The sequence below is a fragment of the Arthrobacter sp. MDT2-3 genome (assembly GCF_059090465.1).
The window spans coordinates 467649-485737 of sequence record NZ_JBNHFS010000002.1 but is presented as its reverse complement, the minus strand read 5'-3'; the positions used below and the strand labels follow the sequence as shown (position 1 = coordinate 485737).

Sequence of the window (18089 nt, the reverse complement as noted above, 5' to 3'; positions counted from 1 at the left end):
AAGTAGAAGCGGTGAGGGCAAGCCACCTACGCAGGTGTCACCCGCCCCATCCTCTAGACTTGACCGGTGTCTAGATTATTTGGAACTGATGGTGTCCGGGGGCTGGCGAACGGTCTGTTGACTGCGGAGCTCGCTATGCAGCTGGCCCAGGCGGCCGCCGTCGTACTCGGCCATGACCGCAAATCCAACGGGTCCCGGCCGCGCGCCGTTGTAGCCCGCGATCCGCGGGCAAGCGGTGAATTCATTGCCGCGGCGGTGGAGGCCGGACTCTCGAGCTCCGGCATTGACGTTTACGACGCGGGCGTCCTCCCCACTCCGGCGGCGGCCTATCTCGTGGCGGACCTGGACGCTGACTTCGGCGTCATGATCTCAGCCTCCCACAACCCTGCGCCCGACAACGGCATCAAGTTCTTCGCCCGCGGCGGCCAGAAGCTCCCGGACGAGGTGGAGGACGCCATCGAGGCGCAGATGTCCAAGGAGGCGGTGCGCCCGGTCGGCGCCGATGTGGGACGCATTCAGCGCTTCTCGGACGCGGAGGACCGCTACATCGTCCACCTCCTCCAGACCCTGCCGCACCGGCTGGACGGACTTACGGTGGTTCTGGACTGCGCCCACGGTGCTGCCAGCGGTTGCTCGCCCCAGGTCTTCAAGGACGCCGGCGCGAACGTCATTGTGATCGGTGCTGACCCGGACGGCCACAACATCAACGACGGCGTCGGCTCCACCCACCTTGGTCCCCTCAAGGAGGCCGTCGTCAAGTACGGCGCCAACCTGGGAATCGCCCACGACGGCGACGCAGATCGCTGCCTCGCCGTGGACCACGAGGGCAACGAAGTGGATGGCGACCAGATCATGGCCATCCTCGCCGTGGCGCTGAAGGCGTCAGGCAAGCTCAGGGACGATGTCTTGGTGGCAACTGTTATGAGCAACCTCGGATTGAAGATCGCGCTCCGCGAAGCGGGCATCAGCATCCGCGAAACCGCAGTGGGGGACCGCTACGTCCTCGAGGAAATGCGCGACGGCGGCTTCAACCTGGGCGGAGAACAGTCCGGCCACGTAATTTTCGCCGACCACGCCACTACCGGGGACGGCGTGCTCACCGGACTGCAGCTCGCAGCCCAGATTGCCCTGACCGGAAAGCCGCTCAAAGAACTCGCCACGGTGATGACCAAGCTTCCCCAGGTTCTAATCAACGTAAAGGGTGTGGACCGCGCGGGTGTGAAGAGGAACGAGGTCCTCGCTCAGGCTGTGGCGGCGGCTGAAGCCGCCCTCGGTGACACCGGCCGCGTCCTGCTCCGCCCCTCCGGTACTGAGCCCGTGGTGCGCGTAATGGTAGAAGCTGCCGACGAAGAGACCGCCCAGTCCATCGCCGAACACCTTGCCCAAGTGGTCCGTGCGGAGCTGGCCCTCGAACTGGTTATTGATTGACAGTTGCGAGGTCAGCTGGAGTTGACGTCGAACGCCAAAGTGTTCGTAAGAGCTTGGCGACCACGAAACACTGGACCAGAGATGCCAGAATAAGCGGCCAAGCATATTGGTTGCTCAAGAAATAGAGAACATAGACAAATGCTCCAGTGCTGGCGAAGAGCCAGGGTGTAAGGTGCAGCTTTCCATGCCCCAGAACGAGTAATGACATCACTTCTGCCGCGAAAAAGTAGCGGTCATGCATCTGTGGAAGTAGGAGGGGGCAAAGAGCGACGACTGTGATAGCAAAGAGGACGCGACGGTCCTCTGAGTCAGGTCCCCTCCAATAACCCACAGCCGCAACCATGAGGCCAACACCACAAATGACAATTGCTGGGATTCTGCCTTGCTCTGCGGTAACTGTCGGAAACCACGTGTAGATGTTAGCCGCGCCCGCGACCAAGCGGTATTCCTGAGTTTGATTGATATACACACTGAGCGTGCTGAGCCAAGATCGGCCGAACAGCACAGGGGGAATGCTGAGCAACAACCACAGACCAGCCGCCATGGCAGGGCATCGAACGCCCGACCGATTTCGAAGGCTAATGGCGATCAGGGCTGGAAAGAAGAAGACTGCTTGCAGCTTAAATGCAATTGCAGTGGCCCACCACAACCATGCACCGCGGCCATCATTGCGTAAAAGACTTCGGAGAGACAACAGCAGGAAGGAGGTGTAGAAGGCATCGCACTGCCCCCACATGCTGGCGTTGATCAAGACAGTGGGCACGAAGAGGACCAGCAGCGCAGCCGTTACGGAGTGGAGTCGGCTAGAGCGGAATTGCTGGAAGATGAGCCCTGTTGAAATTGCAAGCAGGCCATCGCCCAGCAAAGAAACAAGCTTGATAGCAAATATGGGCTCTATGGGCAACAGGCTACTGAGGTACATGAGGAGCAGGTAGGGGAAGTTGTAGTTCGAGAATTCGCCGCCAAGAGCGGCCGCACCGTTGTTGCGGAACTCCTGCATCCAAGGCAGAAGGTATATCGTCGAATCTTCGCTTTCAAAAGGGAACAATGCGAGTCTCAACGCCATCGCAAGACTTCCCAAAAACCATGCGGCCGAAGTAGGAATTTTATGTTTGTGTTGCCGCATGTCCAAGGACGTCAAACTCTTTCTCTCCCCATCTCCTTATCATTCGGTTTGAATAGCAGGCATGTCAACCGGTGGTTAGTTTTGAAAGCGTAAAGGCGCAGTCCCTGAACAGCAAAGCGGCCCGCCTCCATAAGGAGACGGGCCGCTGGCGTTATTCAACGCGTCAGGGGGTGCGGCTTGTCAGCGCGTCCCGGATCTCGGTCAGCAGCGCGATCTGCGGGTCCTCTGCAGACTCCTTTTTTACGTCCTGGCCGATTCCCAGCCTGCGGTTGCGGCGCTCGATCATGAGGTTCATCGGCATCACCACAACGAAGTAAATCGCCGCGGAAACCAGCAGAAAATTCACGATGGCAGTCAGCAGCACGCCAAACTCGATGAAGTTGCCGTTAAAGTTCACTCTTGCGAAGCTGTCGAAGTTCGGCGAACCTGTCAGCCCGGCAATGAAAGGCATGAGTACCTTATTCACGAGGGCCGTCACTACCGCGCCAAAGGCGGTTCCAATAACGACGGCGACGGCAAGGTCAACAACATTGCCCTTCATAATGAAATTCTTGAATCCAGTCAGCATAGGAACCAAGCTAGCGCATCGCGTTAGGGATACCCCGGCGCCGCCCCCACGCCGAAGTACTCCTCCAGCGTGAAAATTCCATGCGCAGCCATGTCGGTCGCGGCGTCCACGCCGATGTACCGCAGGTGCCACGGCTCGTAGTAGTACCCCGTGATCGGGTGGAACATCCACGGGTAGCGCACCACGAACCCGAACCGGTGTCCGTTCGCCTTCGCCCATATGGCCGCGGGCTGGTCCGCGAAGCACGGCTGGAAACCGCACACACCCCCGCCGTCCGCGATGTCGAATGCCCAGCCGGTCTGGTGTTCCGAGTAGCCGGGCCGCGCGCTTGCCGTGTCGGCATCGGCTTGGCCGCGGGAGGCGACGTAGCCGTTGTAGGTGGCCACCTGGGTGCCGTAGGAGCGGTACCCGCTTGCCAGCACCATGGCCACCCCGTCCCCCGCGGCCGCCGCGAACATCGCCTCGGCCGCGGCCGCCGTCGTACTGTTCAGCAGGGCCGCCTCGCCGGAGACGGTCATGGCCACGGCCGGCCGCACCAGGTCAGCCGGGACATAGTCTGCGGGGATCAGCGGCCGGTGCTTGTTGACCACCAGCCAGGGGCTGGCAGGGTCGGTGAGGGAGAACTGCCGCGGCAAAGCGGAGGAGGGCGACGGTGTCGGGGACGGTTCCGGAGGCGGGGGAGCCGCCGTCGTGGCTTCCGCCGTCGCGATGGGAGATTCGGAGGGCGACGGAGAAAGCGAAGGTGAAGCAGAAGGCGTGCTCGACGACGGCGCAGCCGCCCCGGGCACTTCCGGCGTGCACGCAGCCAGAACAGTGAGTCCTGCCCCGGCCGCTAGGAAGCGGGCGAAGGTGCGCCGGCTGGTCGCCGTCTGCCCGGAAGCTTCGGACGGGGTGCAGTCGTAGCACACCTGTGCTAAACCTTCCGAAGGAGCATGCGGCGGATGGAATGGTCCGCGTCTTTGGTGAGCACCAGCTGCGCGCGGCCACGCGTCGGGAGGACGTTCTCCTCCAGGTTCGGCTCGTTGATCCGCTTCCAAATATCCCGGGCAGTGCTCTCCGCTTCCTCGTCGGATAGGGCTGCGTAGCGGTGGAAGTAAGACTCCGGCTGCGCGAACGCCGTGGTGCGGAGCTTGCGGAACCTGTCCACGTACCATTCCTCAATATAGGAAGTCTTTGCATCCACGTAGATGGAGAAGTCGAAGAAATCGCTCAGGGCCAGCCCCTGCCGGCCGTCATGCCGCGGCCGTGCCGGTGCCAGGACGTTAAGCCCTTCCACGATCAGCACGTCGGGGCGGCGGACCACCACTTCCTTGCCCGGAACGATGTCGTAGGTGACGTGGGAATACCAGGGAGCTCGGACTTCCTCAGCGCCGCTCTTTATTTCGCTCACAAAGCGCAGCAGCGCCCGGCGGTCGTAGGACTCCGGAAAGCCCTTCCGCTCCATCAGTTGCCGGCGCTTCAGTTCAGCCAGGGGGTACAGGAAACCGTCAGTGGTGATGAGTTCCACATTGGGGGTGCCAGGCCAGCGGCGCAGCATTTCGCGGAGAACGCGGGCGATGGTGGACTTGCCGACGGCGACCGAGCCCGCCACGCCGATGACAAACGGAGTGCGCTGGGTTTGCTCGCCCAGGAAGGTGGTGGTGGCCGCGTGAAGCTGGCCGGCGGCCTCAACATACAGGTGCAGGAGCCGGGAGAGCGGAAGGTAAACCTCCCGGACCTCCTTGATGTCCAGGGGGTCGCCAAGGCCGCGGAGACGGTCGATATCCTCCTGATTAAGAGGTTGTTCCATCTCATCGGCGAGCCGGGACCAGGTCTGCCGGTCCAGCTCAACGAACGGGGAGACGCCTTCGCCGTTCGCGTCATTGCGTTGCACAGTCACTTTAGAGATTCTGCCCCCAGCCCGGCCGAGAGCGAAATGCGGGCGCGCACTCACACCCGCGAGCATGCAACAGAGGCGGCTCCCGGCAGCGCTTGGTTTAAGTCCGAGGCACCCCTGCCGATAGTCTTGAGCCTATGTGTGGAATCGTAGGATACGTGGGCCGTTCTGATAACGGCGGGAATCACAGTGCGCTGGATGTTGTCCTGGAGGGACTGCGGCGCCTGGAGTACCGGGGCTATGACTCCGCAGGGGTCGCTGTGGTGTCCCGGGGTTTGATTGAGTCCCGTAAGAAGTCGGGGAAGCTGAGCAACCTGATTGCCGAGCTGGAGGCCCGTCCGCTGCCGGAGACCGTCACCGGGATCGGCCACACCCGTTGGGCGACCCATGGTGGTCCGACGGACCGGAACGCGCACCCGCACCTGGCTGATGACGGCAAGCTCGCCGTGATCCACAACGGCATCATCGAAAACTTCGCCGAGCTGAAGCTTGAGCTGCTGGATAAGGGCGTAACGTTCCTTTCCGAGACCGACACCGAGGTGGCCGCGGCGCTGCTGGGGGATATCTTCCGGAACAAGCTGGGCGGGGACACCTCCGACGGCGGCCTGACCCGCGCGATGGAGCTGGCCTGCCAGCGCCTCGAGGGCGCTTTCACCCTGCTGGCGGTCCACGCGGACCAGCCCGACGTCGTCGTCGCCGCCCGCCGCAACTCGCCCCTGGTAGTGGGCCTGGGCGAAGGGGAGAACTTCCTGGGTTCGGACGTCTCCGGCTTCATCGACTACACCCGCCGCGCCGTGGAGCTGGGTCAGGACCAGATCGTCACCATTACCGCGGACACCGTGCAGATCACCGACTTTTACGGCAACCCGGCCGAGGGCAAGGAATACCACGTGGACTGGGACCCCGCCTCGGCGGAAAAGGGCGGTTTCAGCTCGTTCATGGAAAAGGAAATCCATGACCAGCCCGACGCCGTGGCGCAGACCCTGCTGGGCCGCTCGGACATCAACGGCAAGCTGACCCTGGATGAGCTGCGGATCGATGTTGAACGGCTGAAGCAGGTCAATAAGATCATCGTGCTGGCCTGCGGCACCGCCGCATACGCCGGCACCGTGGCCAAGTACGCGATCGAGAACTGGTGCCGGATCCCCACCGAAGTGGAGCTCGCACACGAGTTCCGCTACCGGGATCCGATCCTGGACGAGAACACCCTGGTGGTCTCGATCAGCCAGTCAGGCGAGACCATGGACACCCTGATGGCCGTCCGGTACGCCCGCGAGCAGGGCGCGAAGACCATCTCGATCTGCAACACCAACGGCTCCACCATCCCGCGTGAATCCGACGCCGTGCTGTACACACACGCGGGCCCGGAAATCGCTGTGGCCTCCACCAAGGCATTCCTGGCGCAGATCACCGCCGCGTACCTGCTGGGCCTGTATCTGGCACAGCTGCGCGGGAACATCTTCTCCGGCCAGATCAAGGACGTCCTCGCGGACCTGAACAAGATCCCGGCCAAGATCCAGAAGATCCTGGACAACGCAGGGCCGTTGCGCGAGCTGGCCCGGTCCATGGCTGACGAGAAGTCGGTGCTGTTCCTGGGCCGCCACGTCGGCTACCCGGTGGCCCTCGAAGGTGCGCTGAAGCTGAAGGAGATTGCGTACATCCACGCCGAGGGCTTCGCCGCCGGCGAGCTCAAGCACGGCCCCATCGCCCTGATCGATGAAGGCCAGCCGGTGTTCGTGGTGGTCCCGTCCCCGCGCGGCCGCGACTCGCTGCACGCCAAGGTCGTTTCCAACATCCAGGAAGTCCGCGCCCGTGGCGCCCGCACCCTGGTCATCGCCGAGGAAGGTGACGAAGCGGTCAAGGCCTACGCCGAGCACGTCTTCTACGTCCCCGAAACCCCCACCCTGCTGATGCCGCTGCTGACCACCGTCCCGCTGCAGATCTTCGCCGCGGAACTCGCCGCAGCCAAGGGCTACGACGTGGACCAGCCCCGCAACCTCGCCAAGAGCGTCACGGTCGAGTAGCTGGTTCTGATCTACAGCTGAAGCCCCGGGCAGAGAGCCCGGGGCTTCAGCTTTTTTTGGACCTGTTCGCGCGACTTTTGCTGGCCTCAGCGGCAGGAGCCCCCGGAATTACAGGGCAGCCATTAAGCTGAGGGCCCAATAACCACGCATTCCTGTCGAGCGCGCTGCGGCGCGGGAGCCCAGGAGTGTCACCGTAGAATGGCCGCATGATTGTTGGCATAGGCGTAGACGTTGTAGACATCGAGCGGTTCGGCCGCCAGCTTGAGCGCACCCCCGGCCTCCGGGACAGGCTGTTCGTCCCTGCGGAGCGGGAGCTGAACACACGGTCACTGGCTGCGAGGTTCGCCGCGAAGGAAGCTGTGGCCAAGGTCCTCGGTGCGCCCGCTGGCATGAACTGGCAGGACTGCTGGATCGGCCTGGATCACAACGGACCCACCGTCCAGGTCAAGGGCACGGTGCTGGCGGTCGCCGAGGCCAAGGGCGTCAAGCGCTGGCATCTCTCGATCAGTCACGACGGCGGCATTGCCACGGCTACGGTCCTGGCCGAAGGCTGAACCGGAACCGGCCCGCCGCGCCACCGACAAACGTGATCAGCGCCTACACCGGAACCCAAGTCCGGGAAGCCGAGGAGCCCCTCCTGGCTGCCGGCCTGGGAAACGTCCTCATGCAGCGCGCAGCCCATGGGCTGGCCAACACCATCGTCAGGGAACTCCAGTCCCGCGGCCGCCGGATCTACGGCTCCAGCCTTGTGGTGCTCACCGGCAAGGGCAACAACGGTGGGGACGGCCTCTACGCCGCGGCCTTCCTCGCCGCCCGGGGCATGCGTACGACGGCGGTGCTTACCGCAGATTCGGCACATCCCCAGGCGCTGGCTGCTTTTGAAGGTGCCGGCGGACGGGTGCGCCACCTCACGGACGCAGCACTTGGCGAAGTTGCCGCAGAAGCGGCGCGCACCGGCGTCGTGATCGATGCTGTGTTGGGTACCGGTGCGAAAGGCGGGCTGCGGGGGAGTGCGGCAACCCTGGTCCAGGCCATCGCCGATGCCCGGGATGGACACATCGCCCCCGGTTTAGTGGTGTCGTGCGACCTGCCCAGCGGTGTGGACGCTGATACCGGGGAGGTGTCCGGGCCGGTCCTGCCTGCGGATGTGACGGTGACTTTCGGGGCGGCGAAGGCGGGCCTGCTGGCGGATCCCGGCGCAGATCATGCCGGCAGGGTAGAAGTGGTGCCTATTGGCATCGAGGACAATTTTGAACGCAGCATCCTGCGGCGGCTCGAGGATCCAGACATCGCAGGCTTCCTTCCCAATCCTGCCCGGCGTGCCCACAAGTACTCCCGCGGAGTCCTGGGAGTGGTTGCGGGATCCGCAGATTATCCCGGCGCAGCCGTCCTGGCATGCCGCGGTGCACTTGCTGCGGGAGCCGGTATGGTGCGCTATCTCGGGCCGCCCGCGGTCGCTGACCTGATCCGGCAGTCCTGCCCGGAAGTGGTGTGCAGTACCGGCACCGTGGCTGAAAACAGGGTCCAGGCGTGGCTGGTGGGCTCCGGTATGGGACCCGAAGACCACGAACAGCTGCAGCGCGCCCGTGACGCCGTGGAGTCCGGATTGCCTGTGGTGGCGGATGCCGGTGCGCTTCCCGCCCTTCCCGATGCGCTCGCCCCGAATGTGGTGCTGACCCCTCACGCTGGCGAGCTCGCCGCGCTGCTGAAGCGATTGGGGGTTGAGGTGGACCGCGCTGCAGTGGAAGCCGGGACCCTCGGCGCCGTCTGCCAAGCTGCAAAGCTGACCGGAGCCACCGTCCTGCTCAAAGGCGCCACCACTCTGGTGGCCGCGCCGACCGGGGATGTCTACAGCCAGGCCGACGGAACGCCCTGGCTCGCCACTGCCGGCAGCGGCGACGTGCTGGCGGGCGTCATCGGTGCGCTGCTCGCGCAGGCGGGTCCCGACGTCGGGCTCTTCCAGAAGTTAGGCGTAAAAGAGGAGGTACGGTGGGCTGTCATGGCCGCGCTGGGAGCCGCGCTGCATGGCCGCGCCGGGAGGGCGGCGTCGGACGCCTGCTTCGGCGGGCCGATCGCTGCGGGCGGAATCGCCGACGCCTTACCGCATGTTTGGGGTAAAGTAAGCACGCTTAGTAACTCTGGGGTCCGGAAACGTAATAGTCACACCCAGCCGTTACGGTAGGCATTAGTTCGCACCGGCAGCAGAAGGCTCATGCCCTTCGGCTGCCGAATCACAAAGAGGAGCATTATGGAAGTCTGGCCTGGATCGGCTTATCCCCTTGGCGCCACGTTCAACGGAACCGGCACCAACTTTGCCCTGTTCAGCGAACGCGCCGAAAAAGTTGAACTCTGCCTCTTTGACGACGACGGCGTGGAGACCCGCTACCAGCTTGACGAGGTGGACGGCTACGTCTGGCACTGCTACATCCCGCAGGTCCAGCCCGGCCAGAAGTACGGCTACCGTGTCCACGGCCCTTACGATCCTGCTTCCGGCAACCGTTTTAACCCCAACAAGCTCCTGCTGGATCCTTATGCCAAGGCCGTCCACGGCCAGGTGGACTGGGACCCATCGCTGTTTACGTACAACCTGGGCGATCCGGACTCCATCAACAACGAGGATTCCGCCAGCCACATGATGATGGGCGTGGTCATCAACCCGTTCTTCGACTGGGACGGCGACCAGAACCTGCGGATTCCCTACCACCAGTCGGTCATCTACGAAGCCCACGTCAAGGGCCTCACCCAACTGCACCCGGAGATTCCCGAGGAGCAGCGCGGGACGTACGCCGGCGTGGCGCACCCAGCCGTGATCTCACACCTGCAGAAGCTGGGCGTTACCGCCATCGAGCTGATGCCCGTGCACCAGTTCGTTAACGACGGCACCCTGGAGGACAAGGGCCTGAACAACTACTGGGGTTACAACACCATTGGCTTCTTCGCGCCGCAAAACACCTACAGCTCCACGGGTGACACCGGCCAGCAGGTCCAGGACTTCAAGGCGATGGTCCGTTCACTGCACAAAGCCGGCATCGAAGTCATCCTGGACGTGGTGTACAACCACACCGCTGAAGGCAACCACCTGGGCCCCACACTGTCCTTCAAGGGCATCGACAACGCCGCCTATTACCGGTTGATGGAGGGCGACGAGAAGCACTACATGGACTACACCGGCACCGGAAACTCCCTGAACGTCCGCCAGCCCCACTCCCTGCAGCTGCTGATGGACTCCCTGCGCTACTGGGTCACCGAGATGCACGTGGACGGCTTCCGCTTCGACCTCGCCTCAACCCTTGCCCGTGAGTTCTACGACGTGGACAAGCTGTCCACCTTCTTCGAACTCATTCAGCAGGACCCGGTTGTCTCCCAGGTCAAGCTCATCGCCGAGCCTTGGGACGTCGGCCCCGGCGGCTACCAGGTGGGCAACTTCCCGCCGCAGTGGACGGAGTGGAACGGCAAGTACCGTGACACCGTCCGCGACTTCTGGCGCGGCGAACCCGCCACCCTGGGCGAATTCGCCTCCCGCATTACGGGTTCCGCGGACCTGTACGAGCACTCCGGCCGCCGTCCCGTGGCGTCCATCAACTTTGTCACTGCGCACGACGGCTTCACCCTCGCGGACCTGGTGTCCTACAACGAGAAGCACAACGAGGCCAACGGCGAGGGCAACAACGACGGCGAATCCCACAACCGGTCCTGGAACTGCGGCGTCGAGGGCCCCACCGACGATCCCGAGGTCCTTTCGTTGCGGGCCCGCCAGCAGCGGAACTTCATCGCCTCCCTGCTCCTCTCCCAGGGCGTGCCCATGCTCCTGCACGGCGACGAGATGGGACGCACCCAGCAGGGCAACAACAACGGGTACTGCCAGGACTCCGAACTGACTTGGATCGACTGGGAAAGCATTGACCAGCCGCTGATCGAGTTCACGGCAGCGGTCAACGCACTCCGCGCCAAGCACCCCACCTTCCGCCGCAGCCGGTTCTTCGATGGACGGCCCGTCCTGCGGGGCGAAGGCGAACGCCTGCCGGACATCGTATGGCTTGACCCGGACGGCGAGATCATGAAGCCGGAAGCCTGGGACAGCGGCTTTGGCCGGTCCGTGGGCGTCTTCCTGAACGGCGACGGCATCCAGGGCAAGGACACCCGCGGCCGCAGGATCACCGACGTCAATTTCCTGCTGTACTTCAACGCCCATGACGACACCGTGAAGTTCACCCTGCCCTCGGATGAGTTCGCACCCGCCTGGGACGTCATCATCGACACCGCCGGGCAGAACGCAGACACAGAGCCCGTCTCTGCCGGGGAAGCGCTGCCCGTCGAGGCCAAGTCCTTGGTGGTCCTGCGCGCCCACACCGTCGAGGAAGTTGAGCCCGACCACTCGGTCGCTGCTTCCCTCGCTGCGCTCACGCAGACCTCCACCAGCGAGACCGAATCCCTCAGCACCCCCATGGTGGCTGAGCCAGGGAAAACCACGAAGATTGGGGAGCGGAAGGCGACCGAGAAGTGAGGGTCCCGGCATCCACCTACCGTTTGCAGATCCGCAAAAGCTTCACCCTGTTTGACGCCGCGGACAAGGTCCCGTACCTGAAGGACCTGGGCGTCGACTGGATCTACCTTTCCCCCATCCTGACGGCGGAGCAGGGCTCGGATCACGGCTATGACGTGACCGACCCCTCCGCCGTGGATCCGGACCGGGGTGGCCCGGAAGGCCTGCTGGCCCTGTCCAAGGCAGCCCGCGAGCACGGCATGGGTGTCCTCGTGGACATCGTGCCCAACCACGTGGGCGTTGCCACGCCGGCCCAGAACCCGTGGTGGTGGTCCCTGCTGAAGGAAGGGCAGGGCTCGCCCTACGCCGAAGCCTTCGACGTCGAATGGGAGCTGGCCGGCGGAAAAATCCGGCTGCCCATGCTTGGCTCCGGTGAGGACCTGGACAAGCTGGAGGTCAAGGACGGTGAACTCCGCTACTACGACCACCGGTTCCCGATCGCCGAGGGAACGTATTCCGACGGCGACACCCCCCAGGAGGTCCACAGCCGCCAGCACTACGAGCTGATCGACTGGCGCCGCGCCGACGCTGAGCTGAACTACCGGCGCTTCTTCGCCGTTACCACGCTGGCCGGGATCCGGGTGGAGACCCCGCACGTCTTCGAGGAAGCCCATGCCGAAGTTGGCCGCTGGTTCCGTGAGGGACTCGTGGACGGGCTCCGGGTTGACCACCCGGACGGCCTGGCGGACCCTGCCGGCTACCTGCGCTGGCTGAAGGACCTCAGCGGCGGAGCCTACGTCCTGGTAGAAAAAATCCTGGAGCCGGGCGAAGCCCTGCCCCAGGACTTCGCCACCGAGGGCACTACCGGCTATGACGCACTGGCTGACGTGGACCGGATCTTCGTTGATCCCGCAGGCGAGCAGGTTCTTGATGACCTGGACGCCAAGCTGCGGGGCTCTGCGGTTCCTGCTGACTACGCCGGGATGATCCGGGGCACCAAGCGGATGATCGCGGACGGCATCCTGCGCTCCGAGGTGCAGCGCCTGGCACGCCTGGTTCCGGATTCCTACGGGCTTTCCGTGGAACAGGCCGCTGATGCCATCGCCGAAATCATCGCGGCCTTCCCGGTTTACCGGACGTACCTGCCCACGGGCGCCGGCATCCTCAAGGAAGCCTGCGAATCTGCGGCGGCGCACCGGCCCGAGCTGGAGGTTGCCGTCGGCACGCTGCTGCCGCTGCTCCTCGACCCTGCAAACCCGATCGCGGTGCGCTTCCAGCAGACCTCCGGCATGGTGATGGCCAAGGGTGTGGAGGACACGGCGTTCTACCGCTACACCCGGCTTGGCACGCTGACGGAGGTGGGGGCCGAACCGACGGAGTTCGCCGTCTCTCCGGAGGAGTTCCACCACCGGATGCGTCGGCGGCAGGAGGAACTTCCGCTGTCGATGACCACCATGTCCACGCACGACACCAAGCGCAGCGAGGATGCCCGGGCCCGAATCTCGGTCATTGCCGAACTGCCGCAGGAGTGGACGGCCACGCTGAACACTCTTCGCGAGCTTGCCCCGATTCCGGACGGGCCCTACGAGAACCTGCTCTGGCAGGCCATCATCGGCGCCTGGCCGGCGAGCAGGGAGCGGCTCCAGGGCTACGCGGAAAAGGCAGCCCGCGAGGCCGGCAACTCCACCACGTGGACAGACCCGGACGAAGAGTTCGAGTCCTCCGTCAAGGCGGCAGTGGACGCTGCGTTCGACGACCAGCGCGTCACCAAGGTGGTGGAGGACTTCGTGGCACAAACTGACGCCTACGCCGCGTCCAACTCCGTTTCCGCCAAGCTGGTCCAGCTGACCATGCCCGGCGTCCCGGACGTCTACCAGGGCAGCGAGTTCTGGGAAAGGTCCTTGACGGACCCCGACAACCGGCGGCCCGTGGACTTTGCGGTCCGCCAGCAGGAGTTGGCAAAGCTCGACGCCGGTGAGTTGCCTGCTGCGGGCACGGAAACCAGCAAGCTCCTGGTCACCTCCCGGGCGCTTCGGCTCCGCCGTGACCGGCCCGAACTGTTCCAGGGCTACACCCCGGTTGCCGCCTCGGGTGCCGGTGCAGAACACCTGCTCGCGTTCCACCGCGGCGCGGACGGTACTCCCGGAGCCATGACGCTGGCCACCCGGCTTCCGGCGGGGCTGGCGGCCGACGGCGGATGGCGGGACACCGCCGTCGACCTCCCCGTCCCTGTGCGGGACGAGCTCACCGGTGCCGGGTACGGGCCGGGCGCCGTTTCGGTGGCTGACGTCCTGGGTACCTACCCGGTGGCTTTGCTCGTACCGGTGGATGGAGAAAAGGCATGACCCTCGTTAATGGTGGGCCCAAGCGCTTCGATGTCTGGGCTCCCGATGCCAGTTCGGTGATCCTGGTGGCCAACGGCCGGCAGTATCCCATGCTGAAAAAGGAAACGGCGCCCGGCTCGGAGGGCTGGTGGACTGCCCCCGATGCTCCAGGGGACGGCGATGTGGACTACGGCTACCTGCTGGACGGGGACGGCCACCCGCTGCCCGATCCGCGGTCGCGGCGCCTGCCCGACGGTGTTCACGAGCTTTCCCGGACGTTCGACCCCGCCGCGTATGCCTGGCAGGACAGTGCCTGGAAGGGCAAGGAGCTTCAGGGTTCGGTTATCTACGAACTCCACGTCGGCACCTTCACCCCGGAGGGCACCTTGGACGCCGCAGCCGGAAAGCTGGGCTACCTGGCGGACCTCGGCGTCGACTTCGTGGAACTGCTGCCGGTTAACGGCTTCAACGGCACCCACAACTGGGGCTACGACGGCGTTCAGTGGTACGCGGTCCACGAGGGTTACGGCGGGCCGGCGGCCTACCAGCGCTTTGTGGACGCAGCCCACGCCGCGGGCCTGGGCGTCATCCAGGACGTGGTGTACAACCACCTCGGCCCGAGCGGCAACTACCTGCCCAAGTTCGGTCCGTACCTGAAGCAGGGGGACGCCAACACCTGGGGCGACTCGGTCAACCTGGACGGCCCCGGTTCGGATGTGGTGCGGGAGTACATCCTGGACAACGCCGCGCTCTGGCTCCGGGATTATCACGTGGACGGGTTGCGGCTGGACGCCGTGCACGCGCTGCGCGATGAGCGTGCCGTGCACATCCTGGAGGAGTTCGGTGCCTTGGGCGATGCCGTCTCGGCTGAGACCGGGCTGCCCAAGACGCTCATTGCCGAGTCGGACCTGAACAACCCGCGCCTGCTGTACCCCCGGGACGCCAATGGTTACGGGCTCGCCGGGCAGTGGAGCGATGACTTCCACCACGCCGTCCACGTGAGCGTCAGCGGCGAGACCACCGGGTACTACGAGGACTTCCAGTCCCTGGCCGTGTTGGCAAAGGTCCTCAAGGACGGCTTCCTGCACGACGGCAGCTACTCCAGCTTCCGCGGACGCCACCATGGCCGGCCCATTAATGCCGCCCTGGCCCACCCGGCCGCTCTCGTGGTGTGCAACCAGAACCACGACCAAATCGGCAACCGGGCCACGGGGGACAGGCTTTCGCAGTCGTTGTCCTACGGGCAGCTGGCGGTGGCAGCCGTGCTGACCCTGACGTCACCGTTTACGCCCATGCTGTTTATGGGGGAGGAGTTTGCAGCGAGCACCCCATGGCAGTTCTTCACCTCGCATCCGGAACCGGAGCTGGGCAAGGCCACTGCCGAGGGCCGGATCAAGGAGTTTGAGCGCATGGGGTGGGACCCCGCCGTCGTGCCCGATCCCCAGGATCCGGAGACCTTCCGCCGGTCCAAGCTGAACTGGGACGAAGCCGCCGGCGGCGACCACGCCCGGCTTCTGGAGCTCTACCGCTCCCTGACGGCGCTGCGCCGGGAACACACCGAGCTCGCCGGGCTTGGCTTCGGGGAGACGGACGTGACGTTCGACGACGACGCGGGCTGGCTGCGTTTTCGCCGCGGCAGCGTTGAGGTGCTGCTGAACCTCTCGGATGCCAAGGTCCGGTTGGAGGACATTTCCGGGTCGGTCCTGCTGGCGACGGATGAGGGAACCGGCCTTGACGGCGAAGCCCTCGCCCTGGCGCCCTGGAGTGCCGCCATCCTGAAATCCTGACTATGTCGGCTGGAGAGTTACGCCGCGGGCTGTGTCAGCCTGCGGCGTAACTTTACGGCCATTATCTGTAGCGCCGGTCACAACTGGCAGGATGGAACGTATGACTTATTCCGCGGCGGAAAACCGCTACGACTCCATGCCCTACCGCCGCGTTGGTCGCAGCGGCCTGAAACTTCCGGCGATCTCGCTCGGCCTGTGGCACAACTTCGGCGACGACAAGCGTTTTGACGAACAGCGCGCCATCCTTCGCCGTGCCTTCGACCTGGGCGTTAACCACTTCGACCTCGCCAACAACTACGGCCCGCCGGACGGCTCCGCCGAAACCAACTTCGGCCGCCACCTCAAGGACGACTTCAAGCCCTACCGGGACGAACTCGTCATTTCCACGAAGGCCGGCTACTACATGTGGCCCGGCCCCTACGGTGAATGGGGCTCCCGCAAGTACCTGATCTCCAGCCTGGACCAGTCGCTGCAGCGGATGGGACTGGACTACGTGGATATCTTCTACAGCCACCGGCCGGACCCCGAGACCCCGCTGGAAGAAACCATGGGGGCCCTGGACTACGCAGTGCGTTCGGGCAAGGCGCTCTATGCCGGCATCTCTTCCTACACGCCGGAGCAGACCCTGGAAGCGGCCCGTATCCTGAAGGACCTCGGGACGCCGCTGCTCATCCACCAGCCCAGCTACTCCATGCTCAACCGGTGGACCGAAAACGGTTCGCCGAATCTTTATGAGGCACTCGACCAGGTGGGGGCAGGTTCCATCGCCTTCTCGCCGCTGGCCCAGGGCATGCTCACCGACCGCTACCTCAACGGTGTTCCTGCTGATTCGCGTGCAGCCAAGGCCCGGTTCCTGTCCGAGGACGCCATCACGGACGAAAAGCTGCACCGGATCCGTGGACTCCACGGCATCGCCGAGGGCCGCGGGCAGTCCTTGGCGCAAATGGCCGTCGCCTGGATCCTGCGGGACCAGCCGAAGGGTTCGCCTGTCACATCCGCACTGATCGGGGCCTCGAGCGTCCGCCAGTTGGAGGACACATTGTCCGCCATCAACAACCTCGAGTTCACCGAGGATGAGCTGAACGCCATCGACGAATTCGCCGTGGAATCGGACATCAACCTCTGGAAGCAGCCCGCCTAGTTTCTTTGCCATCCCAGGGAGTGGGACAGGGGAACAAGCCCTTGTCCCGCTCTGTTGGGTACTATGAAAAGGCGCCGCGCGGCGCCGAGCCTGCCGGCCGCCGTCGTACTTTAGTCGCAGCGGATCCCGGCCGGCTGACGTTTGTTCTCAAAGGAGTTCCGTGTCTTCACATCCGATTCGTGTTGCAATTGTCGGCGTAGGAAACTGTGCCGCTTCGCTGGTCCAGGGCGTCCACTACTACAAGGACGCAGACCCCAAGGCCACGATCCCGGGCCTGATGCACGTCGAGTTCGGCCAGTACCACGTGGGTGACGTTGAGTTCGTCGCCGCGTTCGACGTAGATGGCAAGAAGGTTGGCGTTGACCTTGCCGATGCGATCCTGGCCAGCGAAAACAACACCATCAAGATCGCCGACGTACCGCCCACCGGCGTAACCGTCCAGCGCGGCCACACCCTCGACGGGCTCGGCAAGTACTACCTCGAGACCATCGAGCAGTCCAACGAAGAGCCTGTAGACGTTGTCCAGGCACTCAAGGACGCCAAGGTTGACGTCATGGTGTGCTACCTGCCGGTTGGTTCGCAGGAAGCTGCCGAGTTCTACGCCCAGTGCGCCATCGACGCCGGGGTTGCCTTCGTCAACGCCCTGCCGGTGTTCATCGCCGGTACCAAGGCGTGGGCTGACAAGTTCACCGCCGCCGGCGTGCCGATCGTGGGCGACGACATCAAGAGCCAGATCGGTGCCACCATCACGCACCGCGTTATGGCCAAGCTCTTCGAGGACCGCGGCGTCACCCTGGACCGCACGTATCAGCTGAACGTCGGCGGCAACATGGACTTCAAGAACATGCTGGAGCGCGACCGCCTGGAGTCCAAGAAGATCTCCAAGACCCAGGCCGTCACGTCCAACGTCGAAGCTGAGCTGGCCGCCAAAGACGTCCACATTGGCCCGTCCGACTACGTCCAGTGGCTCGATGACCGCAAGTGGGCCTTCGTCCGCCTCGAAGGCCGCAACTTTGGCGACGCCCCCGTTTCGCTCGAGTACAAGCTGGAAGTCTGGGATTCACCCAACTCGGCCGGCGTGATCATCGACGCCATCCGCGCCGCCAAGATCGGCCTGGACCGCGGCATCGGCGGCCCACTGCTCTCGGCATCGAGCTACTTCATGAAGTCCCCGCCGGAGCAGTTCAACGACGACCTCGCCCGCGAAAAGGTGGAAGCCTTCATCCGCGGAGACCTCGAGCGCTAAACACCGCTCTTCGGCTTCTTATGCGCTCCCTCACCTTCGGGTGGGGGAGCGCTTGCCCTTAAGACGCTCCATCACTTCCCGCAGGT

Annotated in this window: 13 protein-coding genes; 9 read left to right on the top strand and 4 right to left on the bottom strand. The window is 64.4% G+C overall.

Translation table 11 applies throughout. The annotated features are described in order from the left end of the window. Positions 1 to 66 precede the first annotated feature (66 nt). On the top strand, positions 67 to 1428 hold the full coding sequence (gene glmM / locus AC5RUQ_RS07815) for a phosphoglucosamine mutase (RefSeq protein WP_493946765.1): 1362 nt from the start codon (positions 67 to 69) through the stop codon (positions 1426 to 1428). Here glmM and AC5RUQ_RS07810 read toward each other — a convergent pair. From AC5RUQ_RS07810 to coaA, 4 genes are all read right to left on the bottom strand, one after another. Further along, positions 1418 to 2569, bottom strand: coding sequence for a hypothetical protein (locus AC5RUQ_RS07810; protein ID WP_493946764.1), 1152 nt, complete (start codon positions 2567 to 2569; stop codon positions 1418 to 1420). The two genes, glmM and AC5RUQ_RS07810, sit on opposite strands and share 11 nt — an antisense overlap. Before the next feature lie 148 nt (positions 2570 to 2717). Next, a complete protein-coding gene (mscL, locus tag AC5RUQ_RS07805) occupies positions 2718 to 3122 on the bottom strand; it encodes a large conductance mechanosensitive channel protein MscL (RefSeq protein ID WP_493946763.1) in 405 nt (134 codons plus the stop codon). Between the two features lie 23 nt (positions 3123 to 3145). Then, on the bottom strand, positions 3146 to 4030 hold the full coding sequence (locus tag AC5RUQ_RS07800; protein WP_493946762.1) for a M15 family metallopeptidase: 885 nt from the start codon (positions 4028 to 4030) through the stop codon (positions 3146 to 3148). A gap of 5 nt (positions 4031 to 4035) precedes the next feature. Beyond that, positions 4036 to 5001, bottom strand: coding sequence for a type I pantothenate kinase (gene coaA / locus AC5RUQ_RS07795; protein WP_493946761.1), 966 nt, complete (start codon positions 4999 to 5001; stop codon positions 4036 to 4038). Positions 5002 to 5135: 134 nt separating this feature from the next. Here coaA and glmS point away from each other — a divergent pair, with 134 nt between their 5' ends. The 8 genes from glmS (at position 5136) to AC5RUQ_RS07755 (ending at position 18003) form a co-directional block, all read left to right on the top strand. Further along, positions 5136 to 7022 (top strand): glutamine--fructose-6-phosphate transaminase (isomerizing), encoded by a 1887-nt coding sequence (gene glmS, locus AC5RUQ_RS07790; protein WP_493946760.1) that lies wholly within the window; start codon positions 5136 to 5138, stop codon positions 7020 to 7022. A 206-nt stretch (positions 7023 to 7228) separates the two neighbouring features. After that, complete coding sequence (locus tag AC5RUQ_RS07785; protein WP_013601780.1) at positions 7229 to 7576, top strand: holo-ACP synthase; 348 nt, start codon at positions 7229 to 7231, stop codon at positions 7574 to 7576. Positions 7577 to 7608: 32 nt separating this feature from the next. Next, a complete protein-coding gene (locus AC5RUQ_RS07780) occupies positions 7609 to 9204 on the top strand; it encodes an NAD(P)H-hydrate dehydratase (protein WP_493946759.1) in 1596 nt (531 codons plus the stop codon). A gap of 66 nt (positions 9205 to 9270) precedes the next feature. Continuing rightward, positions 9271 to 11526, top strand: coding sequence for a glycogen debranching protein GlgX (gene glgX / locus AC5RUQ_RS07775; protein ID WP_493946758.1), 2256 nt, complete (start codon positions 9271 to 9273; stop codon positions 11524 to 11526). Further along, positions 11523 to 13850 (top strand): malto-oligosyltrehalose synthase, encoded by a 2328-nt coding sequence (gene treY / locus AC5RUQ_RS07770; protein WP_493946757.1) that lies wholly within the window; start codon positions 11523 to 11525, stop codon positions 13848 to 13850. Before glgX ends, treY begins: the two co-directional genes overlap by 4 nt. Further along, positions 13847 to 15616, top strand: coding sequence for a malto-oligosyltrehalose trehalohydrolase (treZ, locus tag AC5RUQ_RS07765; protein WP_493946756.1), 1770 nt, complete (start codon positions 13847 to 13849; stop codon positions 15614 to 15616). The genes treY and treZ overlap by 4 nt, the downstream gene beginning before the upstream one ends. A 100-nt stretch (positions 15617 to 15716) precedes the next feature. Then, the gene (gene mgrA, locus AC5RUQ_RS07760) at positions 15717 to 16757 is read left to right on the top strand and encodes an L-glyceraldehyde 3-phosphate reductase (protein ID WP_493946755.1); all 1041 of its coding nucleotides are present in this window, start codon (positions 15717 to 15719) and stop codon (positions 16755 to 16757) included. A gap of 160 nt (positions 16758 to 16917) precedes the next feature. Then, positions 16918 to 18003, top strand: a complete 1086-nt coding sequence (locus AC5RUQ_RS07755) for an inositol-3-phosphate synthase (protein ID WP_430231046.1) — start codon at positions 16918 to 16920, stop codon at positions 18001 to 18003. Positions 18004 to 18089 lie beyond the last annotated feature (86 nt).

Excerpts from the sequence above, each read along its gene's own strand:
- mscL (WP_493946763.1), bottom strand. The coding sequence starts at position 3,122 with ATGCTGACTGGATTCAAGAATTTCATTATGAAGGGCAATGTTGTTGAC.
- glmS (WP_493946760.1), top strand. The coding sequence starts at position 5,136 with ATGTGTGGAATCGTAGGATACGTGGGCCGTTCTGATAACGGCGGGAAT.
- AC5RUQ_RS07785 (WP_013601780.1), top strand. The coding sequence starts at position 7,229 with ATGATTGTTGGCATAGGCGTAGACGTTGTAGACATCGAGCGGTTCGGC.
- glgX (WP_493946758.1), top strand. The coding sequence starts at position 9,271 with ATGGAAGTCTGGCCTGGATCGGCTTATCCCCTTGGCGCCACGTTCAAC.
- treZ (WP_493946756.1), top strand. The coding sequence starts at position 13,847 with ATGACCCTCGTTAATGGTGGGCCCAAGCGCTTCGATGTCTGGGCTCCC.
- mgrA (WP_493946755.1), top strand. The coding sequence starts at position 15,717 with ATGACTTATTCCGCGGCGGAAAACCGCTACGACTCCATGCCCTACCGC.